17 protein-coding genes are annotated in these 18,361 nt (G+C 47.1%); 3 read left to right on the top strand and 14 right to left on the bottom strand.

What is annotated here, in order from left to right:
• Positions 1 to 43: 43 nt before the first annotated feature.
• Positions 44 to 715 carry a response regulator gene (locus tag RJ47_RS06795; RefSeq protein WP_005471477.1) on the bottom strand — a complete coding sequence of 224 codons (672 nt, stop codon included), beginning with the start codon at positions 713 to 715 and terminating at the stop codon, positions 44 to 46.
• Positions 708 to 2,294, bottom strand: a complete 1,587-nt coding sequence (locus RJ47_RS06800) for a GHKL domain-containing protein (protein WP_039482606.1) — start codon at positions 2,292 to 2,294, stop codon at positions 708 to 710. The genes RJ47_RS06795 and RJ47_RS06800 overlap by 8 nt, the downstream gene beginning before the upstream one ends.
• Before the next feature lie 270 nt (positions 2,295 to 2,564).
• Here RJ47_RS06800 and RJ47_RS06805 point away from each other — a divergent pair, with 270 nt between their 5' ends.
• Positions 2,565 to 3,971, top strand: coding sequence for a DASS family sodium-coupled anion symporter (locus RJ47_RS06805; RefSeq protein WP_038189804.1), 1,407 nt, complete (start codon positions 2,565 to 2,567; stop codon positions 3,969 to 3,971).
• 37 nt (positions 3,972 to 4,008) lie between these two features.
• Here the strand turns inward: RJ47_RS06805 and RJ47_RS06810 are convergent, their stop codons facing one another.
• The 12 genes from RJ47_RS06810 to RJ47_RS06865 form a co-directional block, all read right to left on the bottom strand.
• Positions 4,009 to 4,884 carry a metal-dependent hydrolase gene (locus RJ47_RS06810; RefSeq protein WP_039482610.1) on the bottom strand — a complete coding sequence of 292 codons (876 nt, stop codon included), beginning with the start codon at positions 4,882 to 4,884 and terminating at the stop codon, positions 4,009 to 4,011.
• A gap of 87 nt (positions 4,885 to 4,971) precedes the next feature.
• Positions 4,972 to 6,456, bottom strand: coding sequence for a ribosome biogenesis GTPase Der (der, locus tag RJ47_RS06815; protein ID WP_005471526.1), 1,485 nt, complete (start codon positions 6,454 to 6,456; stop codon positions 4,972 to 4,974).
• 168 nt (positions 6,457 to 6,624) lie between these two features.
• On the bottom strand, positions 6,625 to 7,788 hold the full coding sequence (gene bamB, locus RJ47_RS06820) for an outer membrane protein assembly factor BamB (RefSeq protein ID WP_038139948.1): 1,164 nt from the start codon (positions 7,786 to 7,788) through the stop codon (positions 6,625 to 6,627).
• A 10-nt stretch (positions 7,789 to 7,798) separates the two neighbouring features.
• Positions 7,799 to 8,413 carry a YfgM family protein gene (locus RJ47_RS06825; RefSeq protein WP_005471593.1) on the bottom strand — a complete coding sequence of 205 codons (615 nt, stop codon included), beginning with the start codon at positions 8,411 to 8,413 and terminating at the stop codon, positions 7,799 to 7,801.
• A gap of 57 nt (positions 8,414 to 8,470) precedes the next feature.
• Positions 8,471 to 9,739: a histidine--tRNA ligase gene (gene hisS / locus RJ47_RS06830; protein ID WP_005471530.1), complete on the bottom strand. Its 1,269-nt coding sequence runs from the start codon at positions 9,737 to 9,739 to the stop codon at positions 8,471 to 8,473.
• 46 nt (positions 9,740 to 9,785) lie between these two features.
• The gene (ispG, locus tag RJ47_RS06835; RefSeq protein ID WP_005471599.1) at positions 9,786 to 10,904 is read right to left on the bottom strand and encodes a flavodoxin-dependent (E)-4-hydroxy-3-methylbut-2-enyl-diphosphate synthase; all 1,119 of its coding nucleotides are present in this window, start codon (positions 10,902 to 10,904) and stop codon (positions 9,786 to 9,788) included.
• 8 nt (positions 10,905 to 10,912) lie between these two features.
• Positions 10,913 to 11,857 carry a cytoskeleton protein RodZ gene (rodZ, locus tag RJ47_RS06840; protein ID WP_039482613.1) on the bottom strand — a complete coding sequence of 315 codons (945 nt, stop codon included), beginning with the start codon at positions 11,855 to 11,857 and terminating at the stop codon, positions 10,913 to 10,915.
• Positions 11,858 to 12,180: 323 nt separating this feature from the next.
• Positions 12,181 to 13,305, bottom strand: coding sequence for a bifunctional tRNA (adenosine(37)-C2)-methyltransferase TrmG/ribosomal RNA large subunit methyltransferase RlmN (locus RJ47_RS06845; protein WP_039482616.1), 1,125 nt, complete (start codon positions 13,303 to 13,305; stop codon positions 12,181 to 12,183).
• A 171-nt stretch (positions 13,306 to 13,476) separates the two neighbouring features.
• Positions 13,477 to 13,905, bottom strand: a complete 429-nt coding sequence (csdE, locus tag RJ47_RS06850) for a cysteine desulfurase sulfur acceptor subunit CsdE (protein ID WP_039482618.1) — start codon at positions 13,903 to 13,905, stop codon at positions 13,477 to 13,479.
• A gap of 18 nt (positions 13,906 to 13,923) precedes the next feature.
• Positions 13,924 to 14,733, bottom strand: a complete 810-nt coding sequence (gene tcdA / locus RJ47_RS06855; protein ID WP_005471489.1) for a tRNA cyclic N6-threonylcarbamoyladenosine(37) synthase TcdA — start codon at positions 14,731 to 14,733, stop codon at positions 13,924 to 13,926.
• An 85-nt stretch (positions 14,734 to 14,818) separates the two neighbouring features.
• Positions 14,819 to 15,922: a murein transglycosylase A gene (gene mltA / locus RJ47_RS06860; protein ID WP_039482620.1), complete on the bottom strand. Its 1,104-nt coding sequence runs from the start codon at positions 15,920 to 15,922 to the stop codon at positions 14,819 to 14,821.
• 69 nt (positions 15,923 to 15,991) lie between these two features.
• Positions 15,992 to 16,396 (bottom strand): DUF2850 domain-containing protein, encoded by a 405-nt coding sequence (locus RJ47_RS06865; RefSeq protein ID WP_005471439.1) that lies wholly within the window; start codon positions 16,394 to 16,396, stop codon positions 15,992 to 15,994.
• Between the two features lie 236 nt (positions 16,397 to 16,632).
• Between RJ47_RS06865 and argA the strand changes: the two genes are divergently transcribed.
• Together argA and RJ47_RS06875 are read left to right on the top strand one after the other, a co-directional pair.
• Entirely contained in the window at positions 16,633 to 17,970 is a 1,338-nt protein-coding gene (gene argA, locus RJ47_RS06870; RefSeq protein ID WP_005471480.1) for an amino-acid N-acetyltransferase, read from the top strand.
• Between the two features lie 204 nt (positions 17,971 to 18,174).
• Positions 18,175 to 18,354: a hypothetical protein gene (locus RJ47_RS06875; RefSeq protein WP_038139940.1), complete on the top strand. Its 180-nt coding sequence runs from the start codon at positions 18,175 to 18,177 to the stop codon at positions 18,352 to 18,354.
• Positions 18,355 to 18,361: the final 7 nt, after the last annotated feature.

The following is an 18,361-nucleotide window of genomic DNA, read 5'->3' on the forward strand; positions in this document are numbered from 1 at the left end:
TCGTATTTTAGAAACCTTGATTTACAGATAACCGTAATTCAAGTTATAGCTCGAAACGTATCCGGCGGTAAATCCGCGTAGGGCGCCCTACCTTTCCATGAGCCAAAAAGGCTTCAAGCTCGCCTTGCTCTACACCTTTATCTAGATAACGTCTTGCGGTGCTCTTGCTGATAGAAAAACTCTCAGCGATCGCACTAACGCTGAGTTCCACATTCGCATGATAAAACTCATCCAAAATTTGCTTCAAAGTATGGGCATCGGTTGACGACTTTTTGTTACTCGGCACTCCTTTCTGAAACAACGCATCAAGCTCTCCTTGCGCAAGGCTTATTCCATGACTCAAGGTGTGTTGAACCAGCGCGAACTTCTCTAAACTTTGGGCAAAGCGTTGATAATCGAGTGGTTTGACCAAATAATCGAGTGCGCCGCAACGCAACGCTTTTTGCACGGTTTCAACATCGTTCGCCGCAGTCACTAAAATGCTTTCCGGCGGGTTGGGAAGTTTGCGCATCTGTTGCAGAAAATCAATTCCTAAACCATCCGGAAGGTAATTGTCGATAATCACGAGATCGAAAACGGTTTGCGCCAGTTTGGAGTGCGCTTGGGCAAGATTCTCCGCAATCGCTAACACCTGAAAGCGATTATCTCGGCTAATAAATTGGCTGTGCAACGCAGCGATATTTCGGTCATCTTCAATAATCAGTACATTAAACACCTTGTTCCTCCGGAAAATAGACCGTAAACACGGTTTCATCACAATCACTATCCATTTCCATGTATCCACTAGCTTCTTCGACAATCGACTGGACCAAATGCAAGCCAATGCCATGATCACGGAACTCACCTTTCGTGGTGTATCCAAGCTGGCATAAAACATCCAGCCCAACATTAATCACTGGCCCATTATTGGCAACAGCCAGTATGCGCTCGTATTCCGTTTGATACATTGCAATGCGGATTTGCCCGTTATCCACTCGATGAAGTGCCTCAATGCTGTTGCTGACTAAATTCCCGACTAGGGTACTGAGCAGCTGTTCATCCAGCTTGCTGGGCAGTGAACGCCATCCATTTAACTCATTGAGATCAACATGAATACCACGCTCTGACGCTTTACCTAAGTTGGCAAGTAACAATCCCGATACCAAAGGTAAAGATTGCAACTGAGCGAGTCTATCCATATTGGCTTGGCTTTCTTGCGCCTGTGACAACAAGACTTCTAGCGCTTGTTCAGCGTGGCCAAGTTGCAATAACCCCGTCACCGTCGATAACTTGTTCTGATATTCATGCCGAGTAACGCGAATTGAGTCTAGATAACTGCTCACTTGGGAAATTTTGTTCGATAGCAGCTGCAACTCTTTTTGCGCCCGCAAGCTAAACACCGCCCCGTCACTACGATGATCGACCTGCAAGGTGACTCTTGTTAGCACCAGATTCATGCCATTTACCCGAACAAGCTGGTCGATAAAGTCCTCTCCCGACAAGGCAAATGCTGCACTATCAGGAATGTAGAATTCAACAGGCAGAGGAAGCGTCGCATCAGGTGGAATACTCAGTAGCTGCCTTGCGCTGTCATTTGCGAGATAAATCTCCCCGCGACAGTTAACCGCAACCAGTCCCTCATGAGCGGCTTGCAAGACACCTTGACTGGTGCGCAATGCTTGCTGTAGCTGCCAGGGCTCCAAATGCTGCATTTTGTCACGCACATAGCGTGAGAATCGCCATGCGGCTAGGCCTGAAACAAGTAAACTGAAGCCAGCAAATAAAAGTAGCGGAGAGAGCATTTGATCGTTGAGAACCGCGATGGATTGTTTCAAGTAACCCACTTTGATCATCCCGATAACTTCACCTTTGTGACCAAAAAGCGGAGTAATGTAGCGCACCGAAGGGCCAAGTGAGCCAACGCTATGTGATAGGTAAGACTCCCCCGTTTCAAGAGCATGTTCGATGTCGCCACCGACAACTGGAAAACCGATTCGGCTTTTTACGGGGTGTGCCAAGCGAATACCGTTTTTATCGCTCACGGTAATAAAATCAGCATCGGTCGCTTTTTGCAGCTGCTCTACAATACTTGTCACCGCAACGGCGTCTTGCCTAGCCACGGCATCAAGCAGTGATGGCAGACGCGACAGTTGTTGAGACTGAACTTGCGCTCTGAGCGCGACTTGCTCTGCCAACACTTGGTTCAAGCGCTCCGTGCTCATTAACCACCATCCAACAGAACCCAAAGAAAGTGCGCCGCACAACAGCAGAGTCAAATGCATGGTGAAAGAGCGAGGGAATAGTTGTGTTGCCATGAGATCTTTTTCTTACTCAATAATTTCATAGAATACGGTCAAATCGACACAACTTCAGCGCTATTGATGGTGAAGTTGAACAAGATCCCAGTAATAACGTTAATGGCTTTTATTATTTTAATCACCCTTATCTCACCCTTTTTTCAAACAGAGTTAGGACTCGATTTGATAGTTTAAAAGCCAAAACCTCGAGCGGTCAGCTTTTTGATTTACAACAGGTTTCCACCTTCTATCACTGAGTAAGTTAGCAAAAAAACTAAGGAGTTTATTATGCTGACTTCAAGCAATATACGGCTACTCATGCTGGTCATTATCGGCGCTATTTTATGGTTTAGCCCAGTCCCTGAGGGGCTTACGCTTCAGGCTTGGCACATGATGACCATCTTCGTGGTCACGGTTCTGAGCTTGATCATCGCTCCACTGCCACTTGGAGCGATGGCTTTGATGGGATTGACCGCCGCAACACTATTGGATGTGCTCCCGATACGCACCGCATTAACCGGGTTTGCTCATCCAACGATTTGGATGATCGCCGCGGCGTTCTTTATTTCGCGTGGCTTCATCAGCACAGGGTTTGGGCGACGCGTCGGCTATTGGTTTATCGCTAAACTGGGCAACAGTTCACTCGGATTGGCTTACGGACTGGTGTTGACCGATTTGCTGTTTGCACCTGCAACACCGAGTACCACCGCTCGCTGTGGCGGGATCATTTCACCCCTATTTCGCTCAGTCGCCAGCGCTTATGACTCGGATCCTGAAAAAGGCACAGAAAACAAAATCGGCGCATTTCTTGTTCAATGTATTTTCCAGTGTAATGCGATTACCTGTGCCATGTTCTTAACATCTATGGCAGGTAACCCTCTGGCTGCTAACTTTGCTAAAGAGCAAGGTGTCGAAATCACTTGGGCAGGTTGGGCAATTGCCGCCATCGTACCTGGGCTTGTGTGTCTGTTTTTAATCCCGTTAGTGATGTACTACGTCTTTCCACCTGAACTGAAGAAAACCCCGGAAATGCGCCTGATTGCGCGCCAAAAACTGCAAGAAATGGGCGCAATGACACGCGATGAATGGATGGTGTGCATCACCTTTATCGGTATGGTGAGTCTTTGGGTTTTAGGTCCGACACTTGGTATTCACTCAACGGTAACGGCACTACTCGGCTTGGTCTTTTTGTTGATCACTCGAACCATCACTTGGGATGCTGTTCTTCAAGAGAAAGAAGCGTGGCACACCATCACTTGGTTTGCAGTCTTGGTGATGATGGCCGCTCAGCTCAACAAGCTCGGCTTTATCGCTTGGTTTGGTGACATTGTGGGTAGTTCTTTGTCTGGTTTTGAATGGGGTATGACCTTAGTCGTGCTACTGCTGGTCTACTACTACAGTCACTATTTGATGGCCAGTGCCATGGCGCACATCAGTGCCATGTACTCGGCGTTCCTAGCCATTGCGATCGCAGCGGGCGCACCACCAATGCTGGCTGCCATTGTGTTGGGTATTTTTAGTAACCTTTATATGTCAACCACCCATTACTCCTCTGGCCCTGCACCGATTCTGTTTGGCGCAGGTTTCTTGAGCCTAAAGAACTGGTGGAAGATAGGATTCGTTTTCTCACTCATCGTTATTCCTGTGTTCTTATTCATCGGCGGGGCTTGGTGGAAGCTTCTAGGAATGTGGTAATCACGCAAAGCCCGCTGATGAAACAGCGGGCTTTTCTTTAAGAGGCAGCTTTCGCCATCACGCGTGTATCCATTTCAATGTTCTGCTCATCTAATTGAGTCAAAGTTACTGAGATTTGCTCATAAACATCTAACGATGTTGCGTGGGTTCCGCCACATGGGATCTCTGCCAACTGAGCTTCATTAAGATCGCAGCGCCAGTAGCGAGAATCAGTGAGCGCATCCCCATCGCAGAAAACCTCAATACTCGATGGCAAGGTAAGCCACAACCGAACTTGCTCATTAACTCGACTCTCGATTGACTTCAAATCAGCCACGACATCCGCACTATTGAGGCCGCGCTTACGCAGTGTCTTTCCTAAGCGGTACTTGTCGAGGCAGCGATCTTCAGTCACAAAACTGGTTTCTTGTGCGTAACTGTTGAAGTCGTAGTAACCATGAGGATCTTTTCGGTCTGCATCCTTTCGCCAATATTGGCCTTCAACCAAGACTTTGTTGAGTGCTAAATAGGCAATATGACCCGCACTGTGGCCTCGGCTCAACGCATCTTGATAACGCTTATCGACACTTAGCTCAACATTGTCACCAACAGATAATTCCAACACGTCTTTATTTAAACAGTGGACGACCACAAACGCCCAACCTGCTTCATTTCGCTTCACGGGGATGGCTTGACCGACATACAGCTCATTAGTCGCAAGCTCTACCGCCCCGACTTGGCAATCAACGACTGGACAACCGTTGAGTTGACCGCGATCGGCAGGATGGTCTGGCCAAATATGACTTACTGGGTGAAATGGCGTTTTATCAGTCACCACGTAGAGCTGCTCCCCCTCTTGCTTGAGCAATTGAACCTTAGCGTCAAGCTGCCAGAGGTTGTGGCAAAATTGGGTTATGGTTGGAGTAACTTGCATGTCTTAACCTTTAAATACAAAAAAGCGCCACTGGAGAACAACGGCGCTTTTACAATATATAAAATCTCTAGAAATTATCCGCTAGAGTTACTTCTTACGATTCTTCATCACACTCATTAGGCGCTTGCGTTTGCGCTCTTGAGAGAGTGTCATCTTATTCGACTTGCCTTCAAACGGGTTATCGCTGTTTTGGAAGATGATACGAATTGGCGTGCCCATGATCTCTAATGACTTACGGAAGTAGTTCATCAGATAGCGCTTGTACGAATCAGGCAGATCATTGACTTGGTTACCATGAATAACAACGATAGGCGGGTTGTAACCACCAGCGTGTGCATATTTCAGCTTAACACGACGACCACGAACCATTGGCGGTTGGTGATCTTCTGTTGCCATCTTCATAATACGAGTTAGAACAGACGTACCAACACGTGTCGTCGCCGACTTGTACGCTTCTTGTACCGATTCAAATAGGTGACCAACGCCTGTACCGTGCAATGCTGAGATAAAGTGAATACGCGCGAAATCAACGAAGCCTAAACGACGGTCGAGTTCCTTTTTCACGTGCTCTTTCACATCCATATCCAGACCATCCCATTTATTGACCGCAATAACAATTGAACGGCCAGCGTTTAGGGCAAAGCCAAGTAGGCTTAAATCTTGGTCTGAGATGTTTTCACGAGCATCGATAACAAGAAGCACGACGTTCGCATCTTCAACGGCTTTTAGCGTTTTAACAACCGAGAACTTCTCTACCGTTTCATTGATACGGGTACGACGACGAACACCTGCAGTATCGATCAATACGTACTCACGGCCATCACGTTCCATCGGAATATAGATAGAATCACGCGTTGTGCCTGGCATGTCGTAGACAACCACTCGCTCTTCACCAAGAATGCGGTTAGTAAGCGTCGATTTACCTACGTTTGGACGACCGATGATTGCTAACTTGATAGGTTGATCCTGCAGACGAGTAAACTCTTCTTCAGCTTCTTCTTCGCTGTAATCTAGCTTCTCTTCTTCGTCTTCAAACTCAGTCAAATCTTCGAGTTCGCCTTTGCTCTCATCCAGTAGCTTCTCAGCAAACGGATTCAAGGCTAGCTCGATCAATGCGGTTACGCCACGGCCATGCGCTGCGGCAATTTGATACATGTTCTCTACACCAAGTTGCCAAAACTCTGCACTTGCTGCGTCAGCATCGATACCATCAACCTTGTTCACCACAAGCATGGATGGCTTTTCAAGTTTACGCAGGTGCTTGGCGATCGCTTCATCCGCAGCCGTTAAGCCAGCGCGACCGTCCACCATAAATAGCACAACGTCAGCTTCGTCAATTGCTGCCAACGACTGTTGTGCCATTTTGGTTTCTACACCTTCTTCCGTACCATCGATACCGCCGGTATCGATAACGATAAATTCGTGTTCACCAAGCTTGGCTTGGCCATATTTACGGTCACGAGTTAAGCCAGGGAAGTCCGCAACCAAAGCGTCACGAGTGCGAGTCAGTCGGTTAAACAACGTTGATTTACCAACGTTTGGACGCCCTACTAGAGCAACAACAGGTACCATAACAACCTCTACAATATACTTTTCTTTATGTAGTTATAGGTAACAATTCGCCTAAAATCATACTTACAGCGATTTACCTATAACCACACATAACTTCTTGTTTTCAAAACAAACAAACGGCTCCCAACTGTTACCAGCTAGGAGCCGAATGTGAATTATATCACACGATTACTCGTTGATCGTCAGTTTCTTTACATTGCCGTCACGCGTGGTAAGCACATAACCACCAGGAATAACCACTGGCGGTACAGCAAAACCACTGCTGTCGACAAGCTGCTTAGAAACAAACTCGCCACTGTTGCGATCAATCCAGTACAAATACCCTTCATTATCCCCCACAACCACATAACCGTTAATCACGGTTGGAGCGGTTAATAGACGGTGCTCGAGACGCTCATTTTTCCACAGCTCAGTACCGCTTCGAGCATCAAATGCAGCCAGATGGTCTTTGTCTGTGACGACAAACAAACGGCTGCCGTCACTGGCAATATCGGTTGCTGATGAGTAATTACGCTTCCAAGCCGGTTTACCCGAGCGCAAATCAATCGCAGTCAGTTGGCCGTTATAGCCGATGATGTAAAGCGTGCTACCCAAAACAAGTGGCGTGGCATCGACATCGACTAGACGATCAATTTCAGTCGCACCTTGAGGAAGACCAATTGGTTGTTGCCAAATTAGCTGACCACGTTCAGCAATCGCGGCAGCAAGACGACCATTCGCCGTGCCCCAGAATACCCCACCAGAAACGGTAACAGGAGCACTGTTGCCACGTAGAGTCAGGTTTGGAACTTCGGTACTAATGGCCCATTTTTGATTGCCATCTTTTTGGTCAAGCGCGAGTACCGTACCTTCATTGGTATGAACAATGACAAGGTTGCTGTCTGTGGCGGGCGCAGCAAGTACTTCACCATCTACCGCAACACGCCAATTGAGTTCACCCGTTTCTTCATTTAGGGCAATCACTTCACCGTTTTCGCTACCGATAAAGAGTTGGCTGTAACCAGCAGTGATACCACCCGCAAGACGCGGTGAAACACCCTCAGCTTTGATGGTTTGCTCCCACAGCGTTTTCCCTGTTTCTGGGTCTAGCGCTTTAACCTTACCGTCACGACTTGCGACAAACACTTTGCCATAAGCATATTCTGGTGAAAGCTTTGAGTAGTAAGTGTCAACACCATTTCCAATGGAGTTGCTCCATACACCGCTTGGTGTGAACTCACTGTCTACCTGAGGGACAGGCGCCATGACAATGGTATCTTCTTCACTTGCACAACCTGCAAGAACACCGGTCAATACGGCCACTGCAAGTGCTTTTTTCAGCATTTCCTTCATGCTTTCGCCCTTACTTGGCTAGGTCATCCAACTTCATTTGTAGCGTCTGGCTCGCATCACCTGACTGCTGTGCTTCGGTGTAAGCTGCATAAGCCGCTTGCTCGTCACCCTTGCGCAGTAGAATGTCGCCTTTTTGCTCTGCCACACGACCAGCCCAGCTTTCATCTGTAATAGCAGCAAGTTCACTTAATGCCGCATCAAAGTTACCTTGCTCAGCTTTCAGACGTGCTAGACGGTAATTGATCACAGACAAAACCGCTTCATCTTTGGTTGCCGTTTTAGCCCACTCGAGCTGCGCAAGTGCTTCGTCTAGATTGTTCGCTTCAACTTGTACTTTAGCCAGTTGCAATGCTGCTAGTACGGCATATTGCGTCTCTTTATTTGCGTCAATAAAGCTCTGTACTGCTGCTTCACCCGCCGCACCGTTCGCAGCCAACTCTTGAACCGCTTGAGTGTAGCTTTCAGATGCCGCTTCTTGAGCCGCCGTCACCGAATCTTGATAGTATCGCCATCCGAACAGGCCACCAAGGCCAAGAACCGCGCCGAAAATAACGGCTTTACCGTTCTCTTTCCACCAATCTTTGATTGCTTCTACTTGTTGTTCTTCAGAATCGTAGAGTTCCACTTCCTGTCCTCTTACATCAAAAGTGGCAGCCTTAACTGCCACTCAAAAATCAAAAAATTAAACCAGTTCAGCCAGTTTAGCGACAACATCTGCTTGGCTCAGGGTATCTTGCGTACCGCCAATCAGATCCTTAACCACGACGGTATTGTCGGCAACTTCGTTCTCACCAAGAACGAGGGCAACCGCAGCACCTACTTTATCAGCGCGCTTAAACTGCTTCTTAAAGTTACCACCACCAAAGTGGCTCATTACACGTAATCCTGGTACTTGCTCACGTAGCGTTTCAGCCAGCTTCATACCCGCTAGCATGGTGCCTTCGCCCGCTGTAACCATGTACACATCAACACTGCGACGAACGTCAGTCAGTTCAAGCGTTTCTAGCATAAGCACCAAACGCTCTAGACCCATTGCGAAGCCAACCGCTGGTGTTGCTTTACCGCCAAGTTGCTCAACCAAACCGTCGTAACGACCACCGCCACATACTGTGCCTTGAGCACCTAGGCTTTCTGTGATCCACTCAAATACCGTGCGGTTGTAGTAATCCAAACCACGAACTAAACGCTCGTTAACTGTGTATTCGATACCTGCAGCGTCCAGAAGTTCACAAAGACCAGCAAAATGTTCTTTTGACTCTTCGCCTAGGTAATCAGACAAACGTGGCGCATCGCCAAGGATGGCTTGAACGTCTGGGTTCTTGGTATCCAGTACACGCAGTGGGTTTGTGTGCATGCGACGTTTGCAGTCGTCATCAAGGATATCAATATGCTGCTCAAGGAACTCAATCAATGCGGTACGGTAGTTAGCACGATCTTCTAGAGAGCCTATCGAGTTCAGCTCTAAGCGAACATGCTTATCGATGCCCAGCTCACGCCATAGACGAGCTGTCATCATGATAAGTTCTGCGTCAACATCTGGCCCCTCTAGACCAAACACTTCCACGCCACATTGGTGGAACTGACGGTAACGACCTTTTTGCGGACGCTCATGACGGAACATTGGTCCCATGTACCATAGGCGTTGCTCATCACGGTTGATAAGGCTGTTTTCAATGCACGAACGTACACAACCAGCAGTGCCTTCAGGACGCAGCGTTAGGCTGTCACCATTGCGGTCTTCAAACGTGTACATCTCTTTTTCAACCACGTCGGTCACTTCACCGATAGCGCGACTAAATAGATGTGTCATCTCAACGATTGGCATGCGCACTTCGTTATAACCGTAGGCGCTGATTACGTTTTTCACTGTGTTTTCTAACTTTTGCCACAGTGGTGATTGAGTTGGGAGGCAGTCATTCATGCCTCGAATTGCTTGGATTTTCTTTGCCACAGTTGTTTACCGTAAAGTTGTCACCGTAATTTACGTTACGTTGAGATTAATCTTGTACTTTGATGTCAATGCGATTCGATTCATCAAGCGTTGACGCTTTCGCTCGAATTTTTGCTTCCAATTGATTAACGAGATCATTGTTGTCAAAACGTTCTTTTTGACGTTTGCCATCTTCGTAGAAAGCACTCTTTTTATTGCTGCCCGCTAAACCAAGGTGAGAAACTTCTGCTTCACCAGGGCCATTCACGACACATCCGATAATAGAAACATCCATCGGGGTAATGATGTCTTCTAGACGCTCTTCAAGTGCGTTGACCGTGCCAATAACATCAAACTCTTGGCGTGAACAACTTGGACAAGCAATAAAGTTAATTCCGCGAGAGCGAATGCGCAGCGATTTAAGAATATCAAAACCGACTTTGATCTCTTCAACCGGATTTGCCGCTAGCGAGATACGCAGCGTGTCACCAATGCCTTCCGCGAGTAGCATCCCTAAACCAACCGAGGATTTCACAGCGCCAGCACGAGCACCACCGGCTTCGGTAATACCTAAGTGAAGTGGCTGGTCGATCTTTTTGGCGAGCAAGCGGTATGAATCTACTGCTAGGAAAACATCCGATGCTTTGACACTCACTTTGAATTGGTCAAAGTTCAAACGGTCAAGAATATCAACGTGACGCATTGCGGACTCAACCAACGCTTCAGGTGTCGGCTCACCGTATTTCATCTGGATATCTTTCTCCAGAGAGCCACCATTCACGCCAATTCTGATTGGGATATTTTTGTCACGAGCACAATCGACAACTGAACGAATTCGATCTTCGTTACCAATGTTGCCAGGGTTGATACGTAAACAGTCAACGCCGTATTCAGCAACTTTAAGCGCAATTCGGTAGTCAAAGTGGATGTCCGCGACTAACGGTACGTTCACTTGTTGTTTGATCTGCTTAAACGCTTCAGCGGCATCCATGGTCGGTACGGAGACACGAACAATGTCCGCGCCCACATTTTCCAGTGCACGGATTTGAGCAACAGTCGCTTCCACGTCTGTTGTTCGAGTGTTTGTCATAGACTGCACCGCGATAGGTGCGCCGTCACCAATAGGCACATCGCCCACATAGATACGAGTCGATGGGCGACGTTTGATAGGAGATTCGTATTGCATAGTAATTTCTAAGGTAAGGTGAATCTTGCTACTTTGCCTGAAGTATACCCAGAAAGGTCGACAGGTTCACTTGCTAATGTCATTGAAACGTTTTCAGGCGCGCCTAAAACCAGTTTGTAAGGTAATTCGCCGCTCAACTCCAACGTTTCGCCTGCTTTCTTAACCCCAGTCGAAACGGTTTTGCCCGATTTGTCTTTTACTTGAATCCAGCAGTCACCTTCAAAAGTCATGACCAATAGGTTGGCCGCAACTTGAGGAACAGATTCTTCGACCGGTTCAGCCACTTCAGCGATTTCCTCCGCAGGCGTTGCTTGTTCTTGTTGAGCTGTCTCTTGCACGGTGTCCATGGTTTCTGAAGCTGCTACTTCCTCTGCTGGCTCCTGAAGAATTGGCTCTTCAACGACGTTGAGTTCTGTTTCGTGATCGACCTCTGGAATGATTGAGGCAGGCAGCTCTGTCATTTGAGCGTTTTCAAGTTGCTGCTCGAGCTCAAGTTCTTGTTCGGTAACTTCCGTTAAATCCACAATGGAAGACTGTTGATTCTGCCACCACCAAACGGAGGAGATGCCCACGATAACAAGCAGGATACCCCAAGTAATGATCATGATTCTGCTGTCGTGTTTTTCACGCTTGGTCTGACGCGAAAAACTCTGCATTGGCTGTTCTTCGGTTTCAACCTTGTTGTGCTGCGCATACGCTGCAAGCACTTCTGACTCATCAAGTCCAACGGCCTTGGCGTAAGAGCGAAGGTAACCCTTAGTGAAAGTGGCAACAAGGTCGGTAGTAAACTGGTTACTCTCGATACTTTCAATGATCGAGACACGCAAACGCAAGCGATCGGCGATTTGCTTTTGGCTCAGTCCTAGTTGTTCTCGTTTTTGTTTTAGCAGCGTCCCTGCTTCGACGGCAGACTGAGTCTGCTCTGGTGCTGTCATGTCTTTATCAGCTGTCATGGTCGTAATGGTTCTCTTGACTGAATGAGCGCGGTTTTCATCACTTTTGTTATTCGTTATGGGTAGTGACACATTGGGCCGACTCAATAATTATTCGCTGGAGCCTAACGCTCCGAATCAAACAACACTCCACAAAATTTCAAAGATGACTCTTTAGAGCGTTAACTATCAATTCTAATAGATATCAAGGATGAAACAACACAAGAGATGTGCATAATTTACAGTCAGCTCAAGGTTTTTCCGTAATTTGACACAATATCTGTGTCCCGATGTAACAAAAAAGCCAGAGCTAGGCTCTGGCTGTACAACTTTAGACTTAAGTATTACACCGCTTTTACTTCGATGGTGTCACCTTTCGCCGCTTTGATCATCGCAGTTCGTTTAGTACGGTCAATGACATCCCCGACTAATTGACCACACGCTGCATCGATATCATCACCACGTGTCTTACGAATCGTCACTGTGTGTTCGTATTGCATCAATGTCTTTTGGAAGCGATCGATACGTGAATTACTTGGCTTCTTGTACGGTGACCCAGGGTACGGATTAAACGGAATCAAGTTAATCTTACAAGGCGTATCTTTCATCAGCTCAGCGAGTTCGCGCGCGTGATCCATATCATCGTTGACGTGATCAAGCAGTACGTATTCAACCGTCACTTTACCACGGTTCGCATTAGAAGAAGCGATGTAACGACGCACTGACGCAAGGAAATCTTGGATATCCCAACGATCGTTGATAGGCATGATCTCACTACGAAGCTTGTCATTTGGCGCATGAAGAGAAATCGCCAGCGCGACGTCAATTTTGCCCGTCATTTGATCTAGGCCAGAAACAACACCCGACGTTGATACGGTTACGCGACGCTTAGATAAACCAAAGCCTAAGTCATCGAGCATGATTTCCAGAGCGGGAATCAAGTTCTTCATGTTAAGCAGTGGCTCACCCATTCCCATCATTACGACGTTGGTAATAGGACGACGGCCCGTCTCTTTCTCTAGACCAATTTCACGTGCAGCACGCCAAACCTGACCAATGATTTCAGACACCTTTAGGTTACGGTTGAAACCCTGTTGCGCCGTTGAACAGAATTTACATTCAAGTGCACAGCCAACCTGAGATGACACACACAATGTCGCACGGTCATCTTCTGGAATGTAGACCGTTTCAACGTCTTGGTCGCCGACTTTCATCGCCCATTTGATGGTGCCATCCGAAGAATGCTGAGCTTCAGCAACCGTGGGCGCTTTGATTTCGCAGCGGTGTAGCAACTTCTCACGGAGCTTCTTGTTAATGTTGGTCATGTTGTCGAAGTTATCGACCCCGAAATGGTAGATCCACTTCATAACCTGATCTGCACGGAACGCCTTCTCGCCGAGTTCATCAGCAAAGAACTTACGCATACCTTGGCGATCAAAGTCGAGTAGATTGATTTTTTCAGTGGTCATGTGGCCTCTCAAGCGACGGAACATTAATTAAGGGCGCGAATTGTACAGCCTTTATGCAGGGACAACAAGGGTTGTAAAGCCACGTATTTTTTAAGACTTTAATATCAAAGCGATTAAATTTCGTACAGAAACAAACAACCCGCCAATTCGGCGGGTTGTGGTAATCAATCGTTACTGGGCGATCTGTTGAATTTGCTCCACAATCGCTTTCAAGCCATTACCTCTTGATGGGCTTAAGTGAGCGATCAAGCCGAGCTTGTCAAAGTAGTCGTCTACATCAAATGCCTGAATCTCTCGAACACTCTTACCATCGTAGGCGGCCATCACCAATGCAATTAAGCCGCGAACAATTCGCGCGTCTGAATCAGCGCAGAAGTACCATTTACCGTCCACTTGTTGGCTAACAAGCCATACTTGGCTCTCACAGCCAGATACTGTCACTTGATCTGACTTCAATGCATCCGGCATGATCGGCAGCTTTTTACCCCATTGAATCACCTGGCGGTAACGGTCTTCCCAGCCTTTAAAACCTTGCATGGTTTGAACGATATCATCAGCGCTAATTTCTTGACCAAATGGCGACTTTGCAAAGGGGGACATTCTTTTCTCCAAACTCGATTACTTACTGTATTTCTGAATCAGTTTTTCTACGATGCGTGACACTGCGACAAAACCAAATGTCGCCGTCACTACTGTCGCAGCACCAAAACCGCTGGCACAATCCATACGCTTTGGCCCTTCTGCTGTAGATTTCACACCGCACACACTGCCATCTGGCTGTGGATACTTAAGTTGTTCGGTCGAGAAGACACAGTCGATCCCAAACTTACGTGCAGGATTGGTTGGAAAGTTATGATGGCGACGCAAAGTATCTTTGATCTTTTTCGCCAACGGGTCTTGAATGGTCTTGGTTAAATCGGCCACTTTTATCTGTGTTGGGTCGATTTGTCCACCAGCTCCACCAGTTGTAATCACTTTGATTTTATTGCTGCGGCAATACGCCAATAGCGATGCCTTGGCTTTTACACTATCTATCGCATCAAGCACGTAGTCATATTCTTTACTCAAATACTCATGCTGGTTATCAGGCGTAATAAAGTCATCGATCAAATTCACTTTGCACTCAGGGTTGATAAGCTTTACACGCTCTGCCATGACTTCAATCTTGCTCTGCCCTACCGTTCCAGACATCGCATGAATCTGGCGGTTAATATTGGTCACGCAGACGTCATCCATATCGATAAGGGTGAGCTCACCAACGCCTGTTCTAGCTAAAGCTTCGACCGCCCAAGAGCCCACTCCACCAATACCAATGACACAGACGTGCGCTGCGCGCAGGATATCTACCTCACTGTGACCATAAAGGCGGCGAGTACCACCAAATCGTTGGTTGTAGTTGTCAGAAGCTGGAGTGTCGAGTTCGCGCATGGTGCTATCTTCCGCTAGGTTCGAGTACAAAAACAAAGAGTGCGATTTATACGCACTCTTTATTGAAAAGTCTAGATGAGAACGCCTATTGTAGCTTCTCTGGCGGCAATGCCCAAGGCGCTTGCGTGGCAGTGCCCTCTAGGCCTAATTTCCACACTCGACCAAAATGCTTGTAGTGACCAGCTTCAGTCCCCGCTCTTGGCCCCATTCCATGGTAGAGGTCAAGGTGGTTCTGTTTCACCGCACCACCAGTATCCAGCACAATCAGTAAGCGTAATTGGTGAGCACCGCTCCAAGTGCCATCCGGTTTGAGTAACGGCACCTCGGCTAAAATAGGGGTGCCCATCGGGAAGATAGAACGATCGCCCGCCACCGACGCCATAGGCAACAGTGGGATCCCTGCGGAACCTGTCACAGGTGCATCAGCTCTAGGGCTAAAGAATACATAAGACGGGTTTTGCTCTAACAACTCACGGACAGTCGCTTCATCATTGGCAAGCACCCACTCCTTTATGGCTTTCATTGACATTTTCTCGCGTGGGACTTCACCACGCTCAATCAGCACTCGACCAATACTAACGTAGGCCTTGTTGTTTTTACCGCCGTAGGCAAAGTATTCAAGTGTGTCGTCATCTTCAAAATGAACAAAGCCACTCCCCTGCACTTCCATTAAAAAGGGATCGATCATGTTGGCTGCATAACCGAGCTCAAGCCCTAACCCTTCCAGTGCGCCAGCATAGATTTCAGCGCGAGTTGGGCACTCGGCCTCACAGTTGGGTTTGCGATACACAGGGTATTTGTATGTTTCGTTCGGTTGGTGCCGCAGCTCCATAACCGGTGAAAAGTAGCCTGTAAAAAGCACATTACCTTGTTTGTCACCGCCACCTAATTGCGCGGTTTGAATACCAAATTGGCTTAGCTCGCTTGGCTCACCACTTTGCAACACCCACTCATTGAGCTTCTCGTAGAGCGGTTGATATAACGCAGCCATGGACGGGGAATTCACAACCACTTGCTCGGCTTGACGGTGGAACTCGGTAAAATCACGCGGCTTGTCGGACTCGACCACTGCCGTTTTATTCAAAATCGAATTGAATTCACCATCACGATATTGTTGAGCTCGTTCGGTTGGTTGTGCGCAGCCAAACAGTACTGTGGCTGCAACGATAGGAAGATATTTTTTTAACACAGGTTAGATTCCTCTCCAGCAATGGGCTCAGCATGACAAACTGAGCCAAATTGCGCAATCAAAGAGAGGTTAACGAATGTTATTTTTGAATTTTTCTGACAAACGAAACACGGGTTGATAATGCGCCTGGGAGACTAACTTCATCTCACTAAAGGATTCATTGAGCATTTTATAACGGCGAACGGAGTCTCCGACGCGATACTCAACGAACTGACCATCAAAGCTGAACTCCGTATCGACAATACCGCCATTGATGGAAACGCCATTCGGTCCCAAAGTGAACTCTTCGGCAGAATAGAGCGCTACATCTTGCTCAATCCAAGTACCAAATACGCTCGACTTAGGAAACGTGACCGAAAGATAGTGTTGATACAGAGGAATAGACAGCGCGACCACTGCAGCGAATACCGCGATAAAAAGCAGTTGAATCGTACGCTCGACTATTTTCTTTTTATAAGAACTCGAATTGTCCACTTTGTTCTTGACCGTTGCGCTACTGATAAGCTCACCTTCTACTAGTGTACGACGAAATCAGGCCATAAGTTGGTTCAATACCAACATACCGGACATATTGGGTCATTCTATACCACTTTACGATAAACAGAACCACTCTCTGTAAATGGCTTTTTGACAATTGTTCCAAAATACCGCTTGCCCAAAAAGGAATAAAATTGCAGTATTATTAAATATAAATTCACCCAAGTCGTACCATGAAAATAAGAAACACAGCACTCGTAAAAGGATTCAGACAGTCCGTTCCTTATGTTAACGCACACCGCGGTAAAACCATGGTCATCATGCTGGGCGGTGAAGCGGTCGCAGATGGGAATTTTTCAAACATTATTAGCGATTTAGCTTTGCTACATAGCCTTGGGGTTAAGATTGTCTTAGTCCATGGTGCTCGCCCGCAGATCAATGCCATCTTACAGCAAAATAACCACAACTCACCCTATCACAAAGGAATTCGAGTGACCGATGAAACGTCACTCAACTATGTCATGCAAGCGTCTGGGCAACTTCAACTTGCCATCACCGCCCAACTTTCGATGAGCTTAAGCAATACGCCTATGGCAGGCACTCAACTGAATGTGGTGAGTGGAAACTTTATTATCTCTCAGCCATTGGGCGTTGATGACGGCATTGATTACTGCCACAGTGGTCGTATTCGCCGCATTGATGTGGAAGGCATCAACAGAATGCTCGATCAAGGCTCTATTGTCTTACTTGGGCCAATCGCGAGTTCGGTAACAGGAGAGTCATTTAATCTCCTCTCTGAAGAGGTTGCCACTCAAGTCGCGATCAAACTCAAAGCAGACAAACTGATCGGCTTTTGTTCTGAGCAAGGCATTATTGATGAAAACGGTGATGCGGTCGCGGAGCTCTTCCCTCGCGAAGCCGAGCAAATACTGCAAAAACTAGAACAAGATATCGACGCAAGCAGCGATAACTCTTCAGGTACATTGCGCTTTCTTCGAGCGGCCATCTCAGCTTGTCATGCTGGGGTACCTCGTAGTCACCTAGTCAGCTATAAAGTCGACGGAGCCTTAGTACAAGAGCTGTTCTCGTTAGACGGAATCGGTACCCAAGTGGTTCAAGCCAGTGCAGAACAAGTCAGACAAGCGGATATTGATGATATCGGGGGGATTTTAGATTTGATTCGCCCATTAGAAGAGCAAGGCATTTTGGTGCGCCGCTCTCGTGAACAGCTTGAGCAAGAGATCCACCAGTTCACTATTATCGAGAAAGATGGTTTGATCATTGGCTGCGCAGCACTCTACCCGTACCCTGAAGAGAAAATGGCGGAAATGGCTTGTGTCGCGATCCACCCGGAATATCGCGATGGCAACCGTGGTTTGCTGCTGTTTAACCACATGCGTCTACAATCAAAAGCGCAAGGCATTAAGCAGATATTTGTGTTGACGACACACAGCCTACATTGGTTCAGGGAACAGGGTTTCCATGAAATGGATGTCAACTTTCTACCTTCACAGAAGCAAAACTTGTACAACTACCAAAGAAAGTCCAAAGTGCTTGCGATCGAGCTCTAGGTTATGAAATTCTCATATTGGAGACATAATTTCATAAAATTGACATAAAAAACCTACTTTATTCCCTTTATTTCATATCTTCATTTGGTTAAAATTTCGGCTCCTTGTTCAAGGAGCCCATGGGACTCATCTCTACTTAACTTTTCAAGTTAGGTTGCACGGATTGCTTTAGGTTGATAACAACGTCACTAAGAGCACTATTCGATGAAAACTATTATTTGTAACTCAGTCCAGAGCTTTTGGGATATGGCGGACAATGAACTGCTAGAAGGCTTAGATGTACACTGTGTCTTTCCTGTTACGGAAGGTTTGAAAGCCTTTATCTTGAACTACCAAGAAAAGTATCAAATCCGCAGTATCTCTTTTTCAACCGCTCTTGCTTAAACGCTGC

Source organism: Vibrio sinaloensis, from assembly GCF_000808535.1.
Lineage (GTDB): Bacteria > Pseudomonadota > Gammaproteobacteria > Enterobacterales > Vibrionaceae > Vibrio > Vibrio sinaloensis_D.

Excerpts from the sequence above, each read along its gene's own strand:
- RJ47_RS06800 (WP_039482606.1), bottom strand. The coding sequence starts at position 2,294 with ATGGCAACACAACTATTCCCTCGCTCTTTCACCATGCATTTGACTCTG.
- RJ47_RS06805 (WP_038189804.1), top strand. The coding sequence starts at position 2,565 with ATGCTGACTTCAAGCAATATACGGCTACTCATGCTGGTCATTATCGGC.
- RJ47_RS06810 (WP_039482610.1), bottom strand. The coding sequence starts at position 4,884 with ATGCAAGTTACTCCAACCATAACCCAATTTTGCCACAACCTCTGGCAG.
- der (WP_005471526.1), bottom strand. The coding sequence starts at position 6,456 with ATGGTACCTGTTGTTGCTCTAGTAGGGCGTCCAAACGTTGGTAAATCA.
- bamB (WP_038139948.1), bottom strand. The coding sequence starts at position 7,788 with ATGAAGGAAATGCTGAAAAAAGCACTTGCAGTGGCCGTATTGACCGGT.
- ispG (WP_005471599.1), bottom strand. The coding sequence starts at position 10,904 with ATGCAATACGAATCTCCTATCAAACGTCGCCCATCGACTCGTATCTAT.
- rodZ (WP_039482613.1), bottom strand. The coding sequence starts at position 11,857 with ATGACAGCTGATAAAGACATGACAGCACCAGAGCAGACTCAGTCTGCC.
- RJ47_RS06845 (WP_039482616.1), bottom strand. The coding sequence starts at position 13,305 with ATGACCACTGAAAAAATCAATCTACTCGACTTTGATCGCCAAGGTATG.
- csdE (WP_039482618.1), bottom strand. The coding sequence starts at position 13,905 with ATGTCCCCCTTTGCAAAGTCGCCATTTGGTCAAGAAATTAGCGCTGAT.
- tcdA (WP_005471489.1), bottom strand. The coding sequence starts at position 14,733 with ATGCGCGAACTCGACACTCCAGCTTCTGACAACTACAACCAACGATTT.
- argA (WP_005471480.1), top strand. The coding sequence starts at position 16,633 with ATGAAAATAAGAAACACAGCACTCGTAAAAGGATTCAGACAGTCCGTT.
- RJ47_RS06875 (WP_038139940.1), top strand. The coding sequence starts at position 18,175 with ATGAAAACTATTATTTGTAACTCAGTCCAGAGCTTTTGGGATATGGCG.